Origin of the sequence: Rhodomicrobium lacus (assembly GCF_003992725.1) — a bacterium.
Taxonomy (GTDB): Bacteria; Pseudomonadota; Alphaproteobacteria; order Rhizobiales; family Rhodomicrobiaceae; genus Rhodomicrobium; species Rhodomicrobium lacus.
Genome location: NZ_RZNF01000003.1, coordinates 312,824 through 329,781, shown reverse-complemented (window position 1 = coordinate 329,781; position 16,958 = coordinate 312,824). Strand labels below are relative to the sequence as shown.

General features: G+C 61.6%; 15 protein-coding genes. 8 read left to right on the top strand and 7 right to left on the bottom strand.

What is annotated here, in order from left to right; genetic code table 11:
• Positions 1 to 42 precede the first annotated feature (42 nt).
• On the bottom strand, positions 43 to 585 hold the full coding sequence (gene ssb, locus EK416_RS06195; RefSeq protein ID WP_127076639.1) for a single-stranded DNA-binding protein: 543 nt from the start codon (positions 583 to 585) through the stop codon (positions 43 to 45).
• A 515-nt stretch (positions 586 to 1,100) separates the two neighbouring features.
• Between ssb and EK416_RS06190 the strand changes: the two genes are divergently transcribed.
• Positions 1,101 to 1,481 carry an HU family DNA-binding protein gene (locus tag EK416_RS06190; RefSeq protein WP_164729886.1) on the top strand — a complete coding sequence of 127 codons (381 nt, stop codon included), beginning with the start codon at positions 1,101 to 1,103 and terminating at the stop codon, positions 1,479 to 1,481.
• Positions 1,482 to 1,561: 80 nt separating this feature from the next.
• On the opposite strand, the gene EK416_RS06185 is transcribed toward EK416_RS06190, so the two are convergent.
• The 4 genes from EK416_RS06185 to EK416_RS06170 form a co-directional block, all read right to left on the bottom strand.
• A complete protein-coding gene (locus EK416_RS06185) occupies positions 1,562 to 1,849 on the bottom strand; it encodes a hypothetical protein (RefSeq protein WP_127076638.1) in 288 nt (95 codons plus the stop codon).
• Positions 1,846 to 2,193 carry a hypothetical protein gene (locus EK416_RS06180; protein WP_127076637.1) on the bottom strand — a complete coding sequence of 116 codons (348 nt, stop codon included), beginning with the start codon at positions 2,191 to 2,193 and terminating at the stop codon, positions 1,846 to 1,848. Before EK416_RS06180 ends, EK416_RS06185 begins: the two co-directional genes overlap by 4 nt.
• A gap of 14 nt (positions 2,194 to 2,207) precedes the next feature.
• The gene (locus EK416_RS06175; RefSeq protein ID WP_127076636.1) at positions 2,208 to 3,245 is read right to left on the bottom strand and encodes a glycosyl hydrolase 108 family protein; all 1,038 of its coding nucleotides are present in this window, start codon (positions 3,243 to 3,245) and stop codon (positions 2,208 to 2,210) included.
• A 191-nt stretch (positions 3,246 to 3,436) separates the two neighbouring features.
• Positions 3,437 to 5,749, bottom strand: coding sequence for a glycosyl hydrolase family 28-related protein (locus EK416_RS06170; protein WP_127076635.1), 2,313 nt, complete (start codon positions 5,747 to 5,749; stop codon positions 3,437 to 3,439).
• Between the two features lie 136 nt (positions 5,750 to 5,885).
• Between EK416_RS06170 and EK416_RS06165 the strand changes: the two genes are divergently transcribed.
• The 6 genes from EK416_RS06165 to EK416_RS06140 all read left to right on the top strand — a co-directional run bounded on the left by EK416_RS06165 (position 5,886) and on the right by EK416_RS06140 (position 14,686).
• On the top strand, positions 5,886 to 6,698 hold the full coding sequence (locus tag EK416_RS06165) for a GNAT family N-acetyltransferase (protein WP_164729885.1): 813 nt from the start codon (positions 5,886 to 5,888) through the stop codon (positions 6,696 to 6,698).
• A gap of 177 nt (positions 6,699 to 6,875) precedes the next feature.
• Entirely contained in the window at positions 6,876 to 7,622 is a 747-nt protein-coding gene (gene otsB / locus EK416_RS06160; protein ID WP_164729884.1) for a trehalose-phosphatase, read from the top strand.
• A gap of 5 nt (positions 7,623 to 7,627) precedes the next feature.
• Complete coding sequence (locus EK416_RS06155; protein WP_127076632.1) at positions 7,628 to 9,424, top strand: glycoside hydrolase family 15 protein; 1,797 nt, start codon at positions 7,628 to 7,630, stop codon at positions 9,422 to 9,424.
• Positions 9,421 to 10,809, top strand: coding sequence for an alpha,alpha-trehalose-phosphate synthase (UDP-forming) (gene otsA / locus EK416_RS06150; RefSeq protein ID WP_127076631.1), 1,389 nt, complete (start codon positions 9,421 to 9,423; stop codon positions 10,807 to 10,809). The genes EK416_RS06155 and otsA overlap by 4 nt, the downstream gene beginning before the upstream one ends.
• A complete protein-coding gene (locus EK416_RS06145; protein WP_164729883.1) occupies positions 10,806 to 11,720 on the top strand; it encodes a glucokinase in 915 nt (304 codons plus the stop codon). The genes otsA and EK416_RS06145 overlap by 4 nt, the downstream gene beginning before the upstream one ends.
• A gap of 164 nt (positions 11,721 to 11,884) precedes the next feature.
• Complete coding sequence (locus EK416_RS06140) at positions 11,885 to 14,686, top strand: hypothetical protein (RefSeq protein ID WP_127076629.1); 2,802 nt, start codon at positions 11,885 to 11,887, stop codon at positions 14,684 to 14,686.
• 88 nt (positions 14,687 to 14,774) lie between these two features.
• Here EK416_RS06140 and EK416_RS06135 read toward each other — a convergent pair whose 3' ends face one another.
• Together EK416_RS06135 and EK416_RS06130 are read right to left on the bottom strand one after the other, a co-directional pair.
• On the bottom strand, positions 14,775 to 15,569 hold the full coding sequence (locus EK416_RS06135) for an enoyl-CoA hydratase/isomerase family protein (protein ID WP_127076628.1): 795 nt from the start codon (positions 15,567 to 15,569) through the stop codon (positions 14,775 to 14,777).
• 135 nt (positions 15,570 to 15,704) lie between these two features.
• Entirely contained in the window at positions 15,705 to 16,238 is a 534-nt protein-coding gene (locus EK416_RS06130; protein WP_127076627.1) for a cytochrome b, read from the bottom strand.
• Positions 16,239 to 16,462: 224 nt separating this feature from the next.
• Here EK416_RS06130 and EK416_RS06125 point away from each other — a divergent pair, with 224 nt between their 5' ends.
• Entirely contained in the window at positions 16,463 to 16,846 is a 384-nt protein-coding gene (locus tag EK416_RS06125; protein WP_127076626.1) for a hypothetical protein, read from the top strand.
• The last annotated feature ends 112 nt before the right edge of the window (positions 16,847 to 16,958 follow it).

Here is a 16,958-nt window from a genome sequence, read left to right as displayed (position 1 = left end):
GATGATCGTCATCGCGCGAAAGCCACTCAACGGCAGCATGCGCTAGAATGGAATCTCGTCGTCGAGATCCTTGTCGAAGGGCTTCGGCTGCCCCGCATCGCGCGGCTTCGCGCCGCCCGTGCCGCCGCCGCTTCGGAAGCCGCCTCCGCCACTGCGGCCGCTGTCGCCCCGGTCGAAGCTCGCACCGCCTTCGTTGAAACCGCTGCCGCCTTCATAGCCGCCGGCGCCGCCTGCGCGCCCGTCGAGCATGGTGAGCTGGCCGTTATAGTTCTGCAGGACGACTTCCGTCGTGTAACGGTCGTTTCCCGAATTATCCTGCCATTTCCGCGTCTGCAACTGGCCTTCGACATAAACCTTCGCGCCTTTGCGCAGGTACTGTTGCGCGACCTTGCCGAGCTGCTCGTTGAAGATGACGACGCTATGCCATTCCGTCTTTTCACGCCGTTCGCCGGTCTGCTTGTCGCGCCACGTGTCGGTCGTCGCAAGCCGCAGATTGCAGATCGAACGGCCATCCTGTGTGTGGCGCACTTCGGGATCGGCCCCGAGATTGCCGATAAGAATGACCTTATTTACCGAGCCCGCCATGAGAGCCCCTTTCATCAAACATTGAGTCGCTGCGGAGTTTACATGAAGCGTCAGCGCCCAAAACACAACTGTACCCGCACGATCCGCTTTTCCACACAGGTTGGGTACAACGAAATGGCGTTCGCTATATGTTCTATTTGTGCCCGGCGTTCGTGTCAAGCAGCTTCGATTGCGAGACGGTCTGTTAACAGCGCTGCGGAAAACTCCCTTAAAACAAGGGTTTTTCGGGCCAAAAAACCACACTTTGTTACAAAATTACCGTGCAACCAGCATTTGGCCTGCATCTCGCTCGAAAAGGTTGTTGACGCGCGGCGCTACACGGCTCGAAGGTTGCGTTGCGTCAAATGGCCATTTAGACCTGATTCTGTTGGCCTAAATCGCAATCAGTGCTCTTGACCCGGTGGATCGAACGTACAACATCGATTGCACTCAAAGGGATGGGTTTGTTTGATCAGCCATCGGTAACGGACGCCCGGATTTCTCTTTCCAAGGCATGAATCAAGAAGGAACTCGAGATGTCGAAAACGCAAGCGGCGCCTGCGGCCAAGGCTGCGAAATCTGAGGCGGCCAAACCCAAGGCAGCGGCAAAGGCGGCAGCGCCCGCAAAGCCCGAGAAGGCAGAGATCGTGACGCTTCGTCAGCTCGCGACGGAAGTCGCCGAGACCCACGGCCTTTCCCAGAAGCAGGCGAACGAGGTTCTGTCGGAAGCTGTCTCCAGCATCGGCAAGCATCTGAAAAAAGGCGCCCGCATCCGCATCGCCGGACTCGGCACGCTTGAAGTGCGCAAGCGCGCAGCCCGCACGGGCCGTAACCCGGCCACGGGCGAGGCGATTGAAATCAAGGCCAGCAAGAAGGTGGCTTTCCGCGCGGCCAAAGATCTGAGCGAATCCATCTAGGGCTTTCGCGTCCAAGCAGTCGAGTTCGGCCAGCGACGAAACAATGCGGCTTTCACGCATCGTTTCGTCGCGGCAACGTGTTATTTCGGCCGTACACAAAGTGAGCGGTCGGCCAGAATGTTTTTTATGGCGGTCATTTCCTTTTCGATCGCGCCGAGGCGGGTGTCCGTCTCTGTCTTGTCGCGCGCTAGACCCGACATGACGCCGCCAACCGTGTATCCGGCAACGACCAGAAAGCCGCCGAACGTCAGAACCATCGCGAACGGCAGATAAATCCGGCTGAGCGGGACGGCACCGTGATGACCGTTGGCACCGGTTGCGGCAACCGGCTGGATGGCCGAGGGCCGTCCGTCATCGGGGATAGTCATCGTGCGCGCCTCTCCGCCTTTGCCGCCGGGCAAGGCTTTTGCGAGGCGGCGATCCGCGTCCGCTCGATGGTTCGCCCCTCTTCGATGTAATGGTGCCGCAGATAAAGAAGCCCGAGTGTCGCTGCCAGGACGGCCAGCGCAACCCGACCCTCGGCACTTTTCGAGAGCGACGCGAGGATTTCCCCGATGGCGGCCACGAGCGCGCCGACGAATTGCGCGACGCCAGAGACGATCGGGGCCAGCGGCCCGAGAAAGGCAAGAGCGCCCACAGAGACGCCGAGCTTTCCTGCCAAGGCCGCAAGGCTTCCCCAAGACGATGAAATGAAAGCAAGAAGCGCGTTCATGTGTCTGGCTCCGGTCAGTCGGTTGAGGCAGTGGGGGCGGAAGCGCCTTGATAGTCGAAGTTTCGGTAGGCCTTGACGTGCTCGCTTCGGATGAGCCGGAGCAGGGCTATGGCCGCCACGAGGACGGCGCAGAGAAGCAGCCAGCGATTTGTCGAGGCCCACGCGATCACGCCCTGAAGCGGTTCGAGCGCAGCGCGCGCGCCGCTGATGCTGTCGAGAACGCTGTCGCCGGAAAAGGTTTCGGTTGCCGCCACAGTCCCGAAAAGCCACGCGAAGATGCGTTGCAGCAGGTTCATCTGGTGCAGCGGCTTGTCGCCTGCCGCTTCGAGATCGCGCCGAGAAACTTCACGCCGCCTCGGCAGCATCGGCGCGGCCTCCGCGAGCGCCTTGCCGTACCCGGGGCGCCAAACGCCCGCCTCGCCGTCGAGGCCATTATCGTACTGGAAAAGCACGACGGCTCGATGGGTCTGCGCACCGAAAATCCCGTCCACCGCTCCGGCCGGATAACCGAGGGCCCGAAGCCGCGCCTGAAGCGCGCGAACCTCTCGACCGCGCATCCCGGCATGAAGGGTTTCGTCGAAATGCAACTGCGCCTCCGGCTGGCCCGCCATGGTGCGCGCGTCGATCCTGATCCCGGACACGCGGCGCGCCCAGCCGGTTCCGAAAACGCGCCACAGTCGCCCAAGCCGCTGGAGGAAGGCGAGCCGCGCGTCGCAATAGGCGTCGATGTATTTCGCCTGTTCGAGCCACTGCCGCGCGCGGCCAGGGCCCGAGTTCACCGCCGCGTCGAAAACGCAGAGATCGAGCCCGGCCGGCAGCGCCTCACAGGCCATCGCATCCCAGTAATTTTCGCGATAGATCGCGCGAAGTTCGCCGTCCTCGATCTGCCGGACCGGCCTTGCTCGTTTGCCCCGCCTTTTCCGCCAGGCGTCGTATTCACGCTGAATCACGCCGCGCATGGTAGGGCCGCCCGGATCGTCCGGGTGATTGGAATACCCGCCTTCCCATTTGAGCGTGATGGCAAGACAGCGTTCGAAATTGCCAGCCGCCATGGTGCACCTCCCATAAATGGAAAAAGCCGGTCGTCGACCGGCTCCAAAGGACTATCGTTCGCTTGTCAGCCTGAAGGTCGGCGTCGCGTTGCGGGATGGGTGGATCTGGCGTTACCTGTCGCCGCAAGCGCCGCCTTTGTGTGTGCCGAGCGCGCTATCTGACCGATATCTTCGCACGCGCTCGGAGCCGCCTACCAGCTAGCCAGAGCCACGCGACGCCAGGTCGACGCGGCGGAACACACGTAACGGTAGCTCCCGTCCTCGAACCAGTCTCCGCGATCTCCGATTGCGGTTGCGGAAGCGGGCGCTTCAGACACGCGGCGGCCCACCAGGGTGGCGCTGTCGGTGACGAACAGCGCGCGGCTGCGGGTGAAGTCGATGGTGTTATCCAGACACGTCGATGCCGGATCGCTGCTGCTCGGGCGCGTTGCCCCCGTCGTATTGACGACGTAATTCACATTCGGCGTCGTGGGCTGCCAATGATTGCGGTCGATATGGATGCCCTTCGACGGCACGGCTGTGTCCACGAGGGCCCCCACGTCTCCGGCTCCCGAACTGTCATAGCCGGAGAAGCGATTGTCCCGGATGAATATGTTCGAGCATCCGCCCTCGATATGAACCGCGCGGCGGCGTGACCCCTGCATCACATTGCCGGAAACATCGATGTTGTTGCATGCCGCGCTGAACGATACGCCATAATATGCGCCGCCGCCCGTCAGGTTGTTTCCAGTGAAGACAACGCCGGCGCATGCCGTGAAGTTCGCGTAGGAGTCGCAATTCGATGCAGCGGTGAGCGTGTTATTCGTTATCGACAAGCCAGCCGAAGTTGCGCCGGTGCCGGTAGCGAAGTAGACATCGACAAGCGTTCTTTCCGTCCCTTCAAAGACGTTACCGGTCACGGTGACAGACCGCAGGGCCGCACCGTTGTTTTCGATCTTGATGCCCCTCGCGTTGGCGGTCTTCATGTCCACGACGCGGTTTCCGATAACGGTGACCAAGTCGAAGTCGCCGCCGGGAGTTGCGGACAGCATGATGCCCTGTTGGGCTGTGCGGACATCGTTACCGAAAACCGTGGCGCTTTTCACGTAGCTGCCGGTAATGCCGTTCTGACTTTTAAGCAGAATACCTACCGACGTGTTGTTGACCTGGTTGCCGATGACGAGTGCCCCGTCTACCCCGAATAGTTCGATGCCGACGATTTCATTCGTCGGGGTGCCGGAAGAGAGCCCGACGACCTTATTGTCGACTACATAGATGTTGGTGCAGAGCTTCCCGTATATCAGATATTGGTGAGTATCCCAGCCTATGACGGTGTTGTCCGTAACCCGAATATTGTCCGGCTTGCTGGAAGCACCATATTCGCCCGCCTGAATACCATTTGCGGTGCAGGAATTTGTTCTGAGATCCACAACCAAATCGGAGACCCCGCTATTGGCGTACATGCAGGCTATGCTTGCCGCTACGCCGATGCCGTTAATAGTCTTGGTAGGGAGAGAGGCTGCGGGTCGGATGATGGATTGGCCATACACCCCCGTGAGTGATACCCCACCGAGCACGGATATGACCTGTGTCGTCCTGTAAATACCGACGGGGAAGTAGACTACGCCGCCGCCTGCGGCGGAAGCGGCAGCAATAGCGGCGGCAATAGCGGCATAGCTGTCTGCGGCGCCACTCGGGTCTGCCCCGTAAGAGGTGACATCGAACAAGGGGCTCGTGCCGCCGCCGCCCCTAGTCGCGCTGAGCACGCCAGAAGCGTTGATTGCGAGCCCCGAGCCGACTTTAACGCCGCCCAGAAGCGATGCGCTCGCGGTCGGGAGCGTATAAGCCGATGGAATTGTCGGCTTGTCGGAGAGGTCATTGTAGCTCCCGGTCGATGCGACGGCAGCAAGGCCGAGAGCAGACCGGGCACCGGCTTCCGTACTGGCCCCCGTGCCGCCGTTGGCGATGGACAGCGGCGTGCCTGACCAGTTCGCATCATTGACCGACGACAGAGATGCCAATGCGCCAAGAGAAGGCTTGTCGACGAGGTCCGCATAGCTGCCCGTTGCCGCCACCGTGGCGAGGCCGTCGATCTTGGTGGCGCGAGCGCTGTCAAGAACACCGGCAGTGCTGGTGGTAGCGGCGGCGATGGCGATGCCGGAGCCGGTGGAACTCGTCAGGTTGACGGCGGTGTCAGTGTAAGAGGCACCGAGATCCGTGCCGCCGCTATCGGAGGCGGACGCATGCGGAATGTTGTCGGCAGGCCAGGGCGAGACCGTAGCGGAGGACGTGACGAGCACCTCCTTGTAGTCCGCAGTCGCGCCGAGATAGACATCCGTCGTCAGACGGCCCGAGCCGTCGAGCACGAGCGGATTCGTGTTCGAGACGGTTCCTTCATCGTCGGAATATGTATCCTGAAGAGTGGTCGTCCCGGCCTGATAATAATACAGGTTGCCCAGAGCCAGCGGATCGCCGTTGCTATCGAAAAACTGGTACCCCTTCGGGTAACGCAAGCGCGTAACCATGCGTGATCTCCATTGTTGTGTTAAAGCTTCGGGGCATGCGGTGCGAACCGTTTGGACCGGCTCGCACAAACGGTTCGCGCGAGCGCGCGCTTCCGCTTGGGCGGCGCACGGGCATCGCGATGTCAGGGGGAGGCCGATGACTCCGATCGATTTTGCCGATTTCCATCACGCGGCGCTCGAAGTTGACGCTGTCCGGCACAATTTGCCGCTGAGCATCATCGAACGGCTGCGCGCCCAGGGCGATGCGGGCGGCATCAAGTACTGGACGCTTGGCGATCCAGGTGCGTGCGCACTTCAGACGCCGGGCTTCCCGTTGCTTCTATGCAATCTCTCGCCAGATGAATGCCGCAACTTCGCCGATCTGACTGCCGACCTCGACTATCCGGGCGTCGTTGGCACCGGCGACACAGCGCACCAGTTCGCCGAACGCGCTCGCAAGCACGGGATCGTGTTTGCCGAGGAAATTCCGCAACAGATCCTTTCGCTCGATCATGAACCGGCGGTGCCGAGCGTTAAGGGATTTTCCCGATTGTTGGCAGCGCCGGACCTGCCGCTTTTTCGGGATTGGATCGGGGAATTCATCCGCGAGGCAATCCCGCACGAAGCCGTCCCCTCGGATGAACGGCTTCGCGCGACGCTTGGCGAAAACCGCCACTGGGTGTTGATCGCTGACAGTGCGCCGGTTTCCATGGCGGCGATAGGTCGGCGCAACCGCACAGCGGCCGCAATCAATTCCGTCTATACGCCGCCAGCATTTCGCCGGCGCGGGTATGCAGGCACGATCACCGCAATCGTCGCGAGACAGATATTTTCCGAAGGCCGCGCTCATGCCTGCCTTTACGTCGACAAGCGCAATCCAGCGTCAAACCGCTGCTATGCAAAGCTCGGTTTCAAACCCGTCTGCGATGTCTGGCACATCGTTCGCCAGAAGCTAGGGCTTCACAAATAATGCCATAAAATCAGCACTTTATGCTTCTATCCGCACATCCTGACGGCACGTAATTTCTTCATGCGTCAGCCGGCTTTCGTTTTTTGCCCGGAGAAATTGAGCTTGCCTTCACTTGACACCCCCGCCTGCTCGTTCCTAGCTGATAGTCCGAGCGGTCGAGCCTCCCGGACGTTGCCCATGGATTTTCTGCCGAGCCTGAGTAACGTCGGCGCCTACGCATTCTTTCTCGATTTCGACGGCACGTTGACCGAGATCGCTGATACGCCCACGGCGGTTGTTGTCGATCCGCGCATGCCCGCTGCCCTCGCGAGCCTTTCCGCCAGCACGGGCGGAGCGGTCGCCATCGTAACGGGCCGCGAGATCGGCACCATCGACAGGCTTCTTTCACCGCTCAGACTTCCGGTCGCGGGCGTTCACGGTTACGAACTGAGGGATGCAGGCGGTTTCAGGCTTACCGAGGCCTCGGATGAAGCCGCTGGCGCGCGCATCGAAAGCCTGCTTGCCGAGTTCGTCGCTCAAAATCCGGGACTGTTGCTCGAAAAAAAGCGGGGCGCGCTCGCACTCCATTATCGTCTGCGCCCGGAGCTTGAAGCGCTGTGTCTGGCGCTTGTCAGGGAACTGGCGGATCCCCTGCCGGGCTTCATCCTTACGCACGGCAAGATGGTCGTCGAGCTTCGGCTGCACCGCGCGACAAAAGGAACGGCTATCGGCCTGTTCATGCAGCAACAGCCGTTTCAGGGCCGTGTCCCGTTTTTTGCCGGTGACGACGCAACGGACGAAGACGCAATGATCGTCGTGAACGCCTTGGGTGGCATCACCGCGAAGGTCGGTCCTGGCGAAAGCGCCGCGCAATATCGCGTTCCGGACGTGCCGTCGTTTCTCTCCTGGCTCTCCGCTACTGCCGACACATTCGAAGGACTTTGAATTTCATGGCTAATCTCGATCTGGGCCTTATCGGAAACTGTAATATCAGCGCCCTCGTCGACAAAAATGCGCGTATCGTGTGGTGCTGCCTTCCGCGGTTCGATGGCGATCCGGTGTTCCATCAGCTTCTCGGCAGCGAGAGCGGCAATCCCGACGACGGCGCTTTCACGATCGAGATGCCGGGTTTGAAATCGACCGAGCAGTTCTATGTCCCCAACACGGCCATTCTGAAGACCGTGCTGCATGCGGAAAGCGGCTCCGTGGAAGTCACGGACTTCATTCCGCGCTTCTACAAGCGAAATCGCCCGTTCCGTCCCAAGACGCTGATCCGCACCGTTACCGTCAAGGACGGCTCGCCGCGCATTCGAGTGAGAATCAAGCCCCGTTTCCGCTATGGCGCGGTCCAGCCGCAGATCACATCCGGGTCGAACCATATCCGCTTCGTCGGTCCCGACATGACCACGCGCGTCACCACCGACGCGCCTGTCGACTATGTGCTGGAAGAAACGGTGTTCAATCTCACCGAGCCGATCCATTTCGTGATGGGACCGGACGAGACGCTCACTGACAGCCCCTTCAACATTGCGCGCGACTTCGAGGAACAGACGACCGTCTATTGGAAGAACTGGAGCGGCAGACTGGCGCTTCAGCCGGAGTGGCAGGAAGCGGTTATCCGCGCGGCCATTACGCTGAAGCTCTGTTCCTATGAACCGACGGGCGCCATCGTCGCGGCGATGACGACGAGCATTCCCGAAGCTCCGGGCACGGGACGGAATTGGGACTACCGCTATTGCTGGGTAAGAGACGCTTATTTCGTGATCCGGGCGCTGACCAGTCTCTCGGCTGGCCGCACGCTGGAAAACTATTATCGCTGGATCATGAACATCGTCGCTTCATCGGACGGGCACATCCAGCCTGTCTATGGCATCGCGCTCGAAAAGGACCTGTTCGAAAGCACGGCAGCGTCCTTGCCCGGTTTTCAGAGCAAAAGCGGTGTGGACAATCGTCCGGTGCGGGTCGGCAATCAGGCTTACGAACATTTCCAGCACGACACCTACGGAAATCTCATCCTCGGCGCGGCGCAGGCCTTCATCGACAAGCGCCTGCTGACGCGCGCGGGTGTGGATGACTTTCGCCGGCTCGAACATGTCGGGGAGCAGGCGTTCAAGCTGTACGATGTCCCCGACGCGGGCATCTGGGAGCTGCGGAACCGCGCTCGCGTCCACACCTCGTCAAGCGTCATGTGCTGGGCCGCTTGCGACCGCCTCGCGAAGCTCGCGTCCTATGTCGGCGAGCACGACCGTGTCGCTTTCTGGCGCGAGAGGGCCGAACTTATTCGGCACAAGATTGTTACTTGCGCATGGTCGGACAAGCGCAAGGCTTTCGTTGAGAGCTTTGGCGGCGAACACCTTGACGCAAGCGTGCTTCTGATGGGCGAACTCGGTTTCATCGACGGACAGGACCCGCGCTTTCTCTCCACCGTCACCCAACTCGAAAAGGTGTTGGGTCGCGGTCCGTTCATGATGCGTTACGAAGCCGCCGACGATTTCGGGCTTCCGGAAACGGCCTTCAATATCTGCGCCTTCTGGCGGCTCGACGCCCTGGCCCGCACCGGAAAAAGAGAAGAAGCGCGGGAAATTTTCCAGTCTCTTTTGAATGCCCGTAACCATTTGGGACTTATGTCTGAGGATACCGATCCGGTCACTGGCGCGGCCTGGGGCAATTTCCCTCAAACCTATTCCATGGTCGGCATCATCAACGGGGCAACGCGCCTGTCCAAGCCGTGGGAGGCTTTCGTTTGAGCCGTCTCATCATCGTTTCGAACCGTGTCGCGGATCTCGAAGCTCAGGTGCAGTCCGGGGGGCTTGCCGTCGCACTCGGCGATGCCCTGCGTACGGTCGGCGGCATCTGGTTCGGGTGGGACGGCAAGCTCGCCGGGGAAAGCGAGCCGGCCACGGTTTCGCTGAACGTCAATGGCGCGGTGACGACCGCCACCATTCCGATGACAGAGCGGGACTACGAGGAATATTATCTCGGCTTCGCGAACAAGGTGCTCTGGCCGGTTTGCCATTATCGGCTCGACCTCGTGCAGTTCGAACCCGCCTATTTCGAGGGTTACAAGCGCGTCAATCGCGCCTTCGCTAAGGCGTTGGCTCCGCTTCTCGCGCCCGACGACATCATCTGGGCGCATGACTATCACCTGATTTCCTTCGCCAGCGAATTGCGTGCGCTCGGCGCGAAGCAGCGGATCGGTTTCTTTCTCCACATTCCATTTCCGCCGCCGGAGCTGCTCCAGGCCATCCCGACGCATGAATGGCTTGTCGAGGCGCTGTTCCAGTTCGACGTGATCGGCTTCCAGACCGAAAACGACGTCAGCAATTTCCACCGCTTCATCGAGAATCATGCTCACGGCGAGATCCTCGATGGAGGCAGGGTTCGCGCTTATGGCCGGACCGTTATCGCGCGGGCTTTTCCCATCGGCATCGATGTCGACGAATTTGCCAACGCGGCGCAGACGGCGGAAGCCGCTTCGCAGATCGAGCGACTGAACCGGCGCACGGTCGTGCGCTCGCACATCATCGGCGTCGACCGCCTCGATTACACCAAGGGGCTGCCCGAGCGCTTCAAGGCGTTTCGCAAGTTTCTTGAAATGCATCCCGAACACTGGAAGGCCGTGACGCTGATGCAGATTGCGCCTCCGACCCGCATCGAGGTGGAAGCGTACGCCAACATTCGCGAGGAGCTGGAAGGCCTTTCCGGGGCGATCAACGGCGAGTTCGGCGATTTCGACTGGACGCCTTTGCGCTACGTTCACCGGGCCATGCCGCGCGATACGCTGGCGGCGTTGTTCCGCGGCAGCGAGGTCGGCCTTGTCACACCGCTTCGCGACGGCATGAACCTTGTTGCCAAGGAATACGTGGCCGCGCAGGATGAGGAAGATCCGGGTGTGCTCGTGCTGTCGAAATTCGCGGGCGCGGCTGAGGAACTCGAAGAGGCGCTGATCGTGAACCCGTACGACATCGATGACATGGCGACCGCGATGCAAAGCGCGCTTCGGATGCCGCTCGAAGAGCGCAAGGAGCGCCACTCGGCGCTGATATCGCGCATTCGCCGGCATGATGTCGCTTACTGGCGCAGGAGCTTCCTCGAAGTCTTGGCCGAAGGCGCGCCAGAGGTTGTGGCGTGACGTGGCGGCTCATCGCCGATGTCGGCGGCACGAATGTGCGTTTCGCGCGCGTGTTCGACGGCCTCGTGTTTTCGGAGCGGCGTGCTTATCTGGGCGCGCGCTTCGAGAGTTTCATTCATGCCATGCGAGCCTACGCGACGGAAACGGGCGGGCTTGAAGGCTGCGCTTCGGTCGCCATCGGAGCGGCCGGGCCTGTGGCAGCCGGCGAAATTCACCTGACGAACATCGCCTGGACGATCCGCGAAGCGGATGTCGAAGCGGAGACGGGTGCGCCTTGCACGCTTTTGAACGATGTGGAGGCGGCAGCGTACGGCGCGCTTACGCTGACGGAGCGAGATTATGCCTTGCTTAGCGGCCCGGCGCCGGATCTTTCGCGGGCGAGGCGTCTTCTCATCGCCAATATCGGCACGGGTTTCGGCGCGGCGGCTCTTTTCAGGATGGAAAAGGTCTGGGCCTCCTGCCCGAGCGAGGCGGGCCATATGTCGCTGCGCCTGCCGGACGATGCCGCCGAGCTTCGGCTCGCCTTTCCATCCGTCGAGCATGCGTTGTCGGGGCGCGGTATAGCTCATCTTCACGCCGCCTTGCATGGCCGCGACGACGGGCTTTCCGCCCGGGACATCTGCGCAAATTCTGCGCGTGATCCCGCCGCGGCGGCGACGGTTCGGCTTTTCTCCGAAATTACCGGAAGCGTGCTCGGGGACCTGACGCTCGCCTATACGGCGTGGGACGGTGTTTTCCTCGTCGGTAGCGTCGCCAAGGGCTGCGCCGCCACCGATCCGCGCGCGATGCGGGCCGCGTTCGAGAACAAGGGGCCGATGTCGGAGCGGCTCAAAACCGTCCCCATCGCCCTGATGCTGAAGGAAGACCCGGCCTTCTTCGGACTCGCGATAGCGCCTGTGCACGCGTTCTGAAAGCGTTCGGTCGAGAAAGGACGCTGCGAAGATACAGTTCGCGACAATTTGTGACAAATCCCTCAAAATTGATCGCTCCGTGTGCCTCTCGCCATGATCGGGACGAACGCATGCGTCAAGTCTCGCGCATTCCTTAAGCCGTTTCAGCCAGGAGCGCGGGCCGTATGTTGGAAACCGAGACAGCTTCCCCACCCACGAGCCAGCCGGCGCCGGGCGTTCAAGCCCCAAGGCGGGTTTCGCGCATCCGGCTCTTCATCCGGGCGACCGTCGGCATTTCGTTCTTCAGCGTGCTGAGCCTCGTCATCGCGTTTTTCGCATTTTCTAGCCTGCCGCAGGTGCAGGATCTGCTGTTCGACGCGCGGCCCTATCTGGCGCAGGAGATCGTTTATTGGGCTGGCTTCTACGCTATCGGCATCTTCATCTGGGCGCTGCCGCTCGTCTTCACGTCGCGGCTCCTGCTCCAGCAGAATTACGACGTCATCGGCATCGACAACGAAGCGCGTTTCAAATTCTACATCTTCCGGCTGCCGAGTCTGTTCGTCGTCTTCGCCTTCATCGCGGTGCTCGTCGGCATCGTTGCAGCGGCGAACAATCTGCCCGTACCTTTGCAGGACGGCGGCAACAAATACGAAGCGCCGATCCGCCGCTTGCTTGAAGCGCATCTCATCACCCTTCTTGTCGCCACCGCTGTCGTGCTGCTGCTGGTGATCTTTCGCGACGTTTTCCTGCGCGGCTACGGGCGCGCGATGGCCCGGCGGGAGGTCAAGGACGCCGAAGGCTTCAAGCGCTCCCTGATCCGCATCGAACGTTTGACGCGAAAGACCACGCCAGACCTTCAGGCCATGGACATCCATCTATCCGGGCTGAAACCGGCATGGCTCGGCATGGAGACCTGGATCGCCGCGCAGCGCGTGAAGGAATTCATGTGGCGGTACATGATCCGCCTCACGGTGTTCCTGCTCGTCCTCGTCGCGATCCACTTCCTCTCCTATTCGGAGACGGTGCAGCAGCTGTTTTCGTTCCCGGATCTGACGTCCAGCCCCGGCATCCAGCAGGCGCTCGATTTCATCGGCGATACGCTCTACCTGAAACGCGCCTCTTTCCTGTTCGTGGTGTTCGGCGCGTGGCTGCCTTTCATCGCGTTCCTGGCGCTGCTTTCGAACCGCTTCCAGTTTCCCTTCATCGCGGCGCTCGTCGTCGTCGCCATCGGCCTTACCTTTTTTGTCGGCGACGGGCATGACGTTCGTGTCGCCAGGATTGCGGAAGACCAGCGGCCTTCGCTTCGTCCTGCCCTCTTCGCCGACGCGGTCAAGGGTTGGAAGACCGCCAGCGGCTGGGACGCGCGCGGCTGTGAATGGCTCGCGCCCGACGCAAAGGAACTTGCCGATTGCCCGCGCCCCATCATCGTTTCGGGCGAGGGCGGCGGGAGCCGCGCGGCTTTCCTTCTCGCCAGCGTGCTCGGCTCACTCGAAGATGACAGCCTGGAGCGTGCGAAGATCAGCGCGGGGCGGCCTTTCCATCTCCAGCTTTTTGCAATTTCGAGCGTCTCGGGCAGTTCCGTCGGCGCGGCCTTCTACACAAGCGCGCTGAAGACGCATCAGGCGACGAGCACTGAGGATCTGAAGGCCGCGCTGTTTCGCCAGCGGCTCTGGTTTCCGAACGTCGCAACGGCCAATCTTGAGGCTGCCAACACAGAGCGGGAGCCGAGCGGCGGCGCAGAGCCGCTGACCCGCGCCTTCCTCACCGATTTCGTGGGATACAAGGATGCGCTTCAGGCTGCACTCTCCAACGATTTCATCTCGCCGGTTTCCATCGGTTTCCTCGCCCGCGACGTGCTGACCCTGTCGCGGCTGCCTTTCGTGCTGGACAGGGCAGGCGTTCTCGAAACGGCGTGGGAAGACGCCTTCAATGGCGTCTACGGCACATCGCGCGCAACATCGCCCTTGTCGGGACCGCTCCTTGCCATGGCTCCGACACCCGCGAGCTGGACGCCGCTGCTGTTTCTCAACGCCGCATCGAACGAAACCGGCCGCCGCGTGATCGTGACGCCGGTCAGGATGACCGAGCCAACCAAGACCGGCAACGCGCTCTTCATCGACGCTTACGACCTGCATGAACTCCTCTGCTCGCCCTATCGCGATCCGAACACGAACGCCTATCCCGAGGTCGGCACGCTGGACGAGATCGCCCGCGCTCTTCCGTCGTTTTTCAGCCCTGTGGCTGGCGCTCGCTGCAAGGACAGGAAGCCCGTTTCGGTCGACGTTCGCCTCAGTTCGGCGGCAGGTGTGAGTTCGCGCTCGCCCTTCGTGTCGCCGCATGCGGGCATCCGCGACAGGCGCGCCCAGATCGTCGACAGCGTTGTGGACGGCGGTTATTACGACAATTCCGGCGCCGTGACCGCGTTTGAAATCGCCGCCGCCCTCAAGGCGGAGGACGGCAGGCTGAAGCCCTTCATTCTTCAGGTATCGAGCGAGCCCGACTGGTTCAAGGACACGAGCGTCTGCGGCCTCGGAAGCGATCCCGGCACCAGTCCGCGCATCCCCGATCAGGCCGACTTCCGGCCCGGCGCCGCCGTCTCGGACATCCTGACGCTGAATTCAACGCGCATCGCGCGCGGTTACGGAACCATCGTCGAGCTGCCGGATCGGGTGAAGCAGCTGAACGGCGGCGTCCGTTCTGTCGCGCAGATCAGCATCTGCCCGCAGCCGAGAGAGAATTTCTTTCTGAAGGAAATCCTCAAGTTCTCGAACAAGGACGAGGTCGCTAAAGAACAGAAGCGCGCTATGCGCATCCGCGAAAAGACAAGGGAGCAGGCTCAGTACAAAAGCGTGTCGCTCAGCTGGTGGGTGTCGCCGCCGCTTCAGGCGTTCCTCGATGGGCAGATATACTCCGCCCACAACGTGAAGACACGAAACTGCATGCTTTCGCTGCTTCGCGAAACCGGTCCGGGACGGGAGTGCCAGTAGAGCGTCATTGATCCCGGCCTGCGCGTCGTCAGGCCGGGCACGACGATGAAAGCACGAACGGACACCGCCCTTGCGCTTGCAGAAAGACCTACCGGCCGCTCCAGTCCGGTTTGCGCTTTGCGAGAAACGCCGCCATCCCTTCGCGAAAGTCCTCGCTCATGTAGCACATGAGGATCAGATCCTGATCGTCGACGTGATGCTTCATCGCCTGAACGCGCCGCAAGCCTTCCTTCGTAGCGCGAAGCGTGAGCGGCGCGAAGCTCGCGATTTCAGCGGCAAGCTGCGTCGCGCGCGCATCCAGGGCAGCGCGGTCGGGAACGACCTCGTTCAAAAGGCCGATGGTGAACGCTTCATCCGCCTCGATCAGCCGCGCGGTGAGGATCATGTGCTTGACCCGAGCGATGCCGATCAAGGCCGAGAGCCGCGCAAGGTTGGCGACCGAGAGGCAGTTTCCGAGCGTGCGCGCGATGGGAATGCCGAACTTCGCGTTGGCTGTGCCGATGCGCAGATCGCAGCATGCAGCGATAGCGCCGCCGCCTCCGGTACATGCGCCCGCGATGGCTGCGATTGTCGGAACGCGGCAGGTTTCGATGGCCGAAAGCACGCGCTCCATGAAGCTTTCGTAGCCGATGGCGTCTTCCGGCTTCTGGAACGCGCGAAACAGCGAGATGTCGGTTCCGGCGGAAAACGCCTTGTCGCCCGCGCCCGTGATGATCAGCGCCCGAACCGACGAATCCGCATTCGCGGTCTCGCACGCTTCCGCGAGTTTCTCGTACATCTCGAACGTGAAAGCGTTACGCGCCTCGGGACGGTTGATCGTAATTCGGGCGATACCGTCATCGACGGTGAGAAGCAGGGTTTGATCCGGGGATTCGGTGGTCATGCCGTCTCGCTCATGTCCATGATGCTCGCGAATCTCGCATTCGCGGCATCACCTTGACGGATATCATCTTCGCTGTCACGGACCGGCGCGATGCGGCAACGAAAGAACGAGCACGATGTCATCGCCCGGAAGCGTTTACCACCAGGCCATGCGGCGCATGACACCGTCCTGCTTGATGAGCCAGTGATACAGCGCGCCCGCGATGTGCAGTCCGATCAGTAAAACGAGGATGCCCGCGCCGATCTGGTGCGCGGCGGCGAGGTTTTCTACCACGGGCTTGGGCTGCGGGGCGATGAGTTTGGGAAGCGTGAACAGTCCGTAGAAGCTCACCGGCCGGTCGGCAGCCTGGGAGAGGAAAATACCGATCAGAGGCTGCGCGATAAGCATGAGATATAGCGCGTAATGGTTCAACCGAGAGCCGACCCGTATCAGCGCCGGCTGATCGTCGAGGACCGGAGGGGCGTTGTTGAAGCGCACGAGGAGGCGTATCAGCACCAGAAAAAGAATGAGCGCGCCGGTCGCCTTGTGAAGGCTGTAAAGCTGGCCGCGTATCGGATCGTCAGGGCCGATGCCCTTCGTCATATACGCGCCAAGCGCGAGCATGAAGAAAACAAGAAGTGCGATGGTCCAATGGAAAGTGCGGGCCCACGGCCCGTAACGAAAATTCATTGCTTGCTCCAGTTCGTTTCTTCCTGAAGCGGGATGCGATGAACGCGGCCGTCCGCACCCGCCGAGGACGACGCCCGCTATGCCCGTTGGAGACAATGTTCGGGTTGACGGACGAACGAGCGCCGCGTTCGATGGTAAAGACACGTTCGAGCCAGAGCGGTTCCAAAGAAACTGGAATTGGTCGAAGTCGAGGATCAGCCTCGCATCAGGCTGAAGGGGAGCCAATGTCGCCGGAATTTATTCCTTTCGTCATCCTGACGATTACCACCGCAGCCGCCGCGCTCGGGGTGTATCTGTTCGCACTTTTCCTGAAGCGCAGGCGCCCCGCGAAACTTGTTCTCGGCGCGCATATTCTCCTCGGCATGGCGGGACTGGAGCAGGTTGCGATCCTCATCCGGGGCGCGGCGCCGAGCGGGACGGCGGCGGTCGGACAATTCGGCACGGCAGCGGCGGGACTGTTCGCATTATCGCTTTTCTCGGGCTTCGTCGCCCCGATCGTCGCCCAAAGGTCGAAGCAGGGCGGCGTCGCATTGCTTTACTCCCATGTCGGGCTTGGCCTCGCGGGCTTCGCATCGCTTCTCATCTGGTTCGGATCGTTCGCGATGTGACCGTTCCCTTCCCCGGCTTCACCGGAACAGGGGCAGGGCGAGGGGCGCGCGCCCGCCGGTCACATGCGATGCCCCTGTTGGTTCGATGCACGTCGGATGATGGTCCGGACGG

Coding starts and splice junctions, on each gene's coding strand:
- EK416_RS06165 (WP_164729885.1), top strand. CDS start 5,886: ATGACTCCGATCGATTTTGCCGATTTCCATCACGCGGCGCTCGAAGTT.
- EK416_RS06170 (WP_127076635.1), bottom strand. CDS start 5,749: ATGGTTACGCGCTTGCGTTACCCGAAGGGGTACCAGTTTTTCGATAGC.
- otsB (WP_164729884.1), top strand. CDS start 6,876: ATGGATTTTCTGCCGAGCCTGAGTAACGTCGGCGCCTACGCATTCTTT.
- EK416_RS06140 (WP_127076629.1), top strand. CDS start 11,885: ATGTTGGAAACCGAGACAGCTTCCCCACCCACGAGCCAGCCGGCGCCG.
- EK416_RS06130 (WP_127076627.1), bottom strand. CDS start 16,238: ATGAATTTTCGTTACGGGCCGTGGGCCCGCACTTTCCATTGGACCATC.
- ssb (WP_127076639.1), bottom strand. CDS start 585: ATGGCGGGCTCGGTAAATAAGGTCATTCTTATCGGCAATCTCGGGGCC.
- EK416_RS06155 (WP_127076632.1), top strand. CDS start 7,628: ATGGCTAATCTCGATCTGGGCCTTATCGGAAACTGTAATATCAGCGCC.
- EK416_RS06185 (WP_127076638.1), bottom strand. CDS start 1,849: ATGACTATCCCCGATGACGGACGGCCCTCGGCCATCCAGCCGGTTGCC.
- EK416_RS06175 (WP_127076636.1), bottom strand. CDS start 3,245: ATGGCGGCTGGCAATTTCGAACGCTGTCTTGCCATCACGCTCAAATGG.
- EK416_RS06190 (WP_164729886.1), top strand. CDS start 1,101: ATGTCGAAAACGCAAGCGGCGCCTGCGGCCAAGGCTGCGAAATCTGAG.
- EK416_RS06125 (WP_127076626.1), top strand. CDS start 16,463: ATGTCGCCGGAATTTATTCCTTTCGTCATCCTGACGATTACCACCGCA.
- EK416_RS06180 (WP_127076637.1), bottom strand. CDS start 2,193: ATGAACGCGCTTCTTGCTTTCATTTCATCGTCTTGGGGAAGCCTTGCG.
- EK416_RS06135 (WP_127076628.1), bottom strand. CDS start 15,569: ATGACCACCGAATCCCCGGATCAAACCCTGCTTCTCACCGTCGATGAC.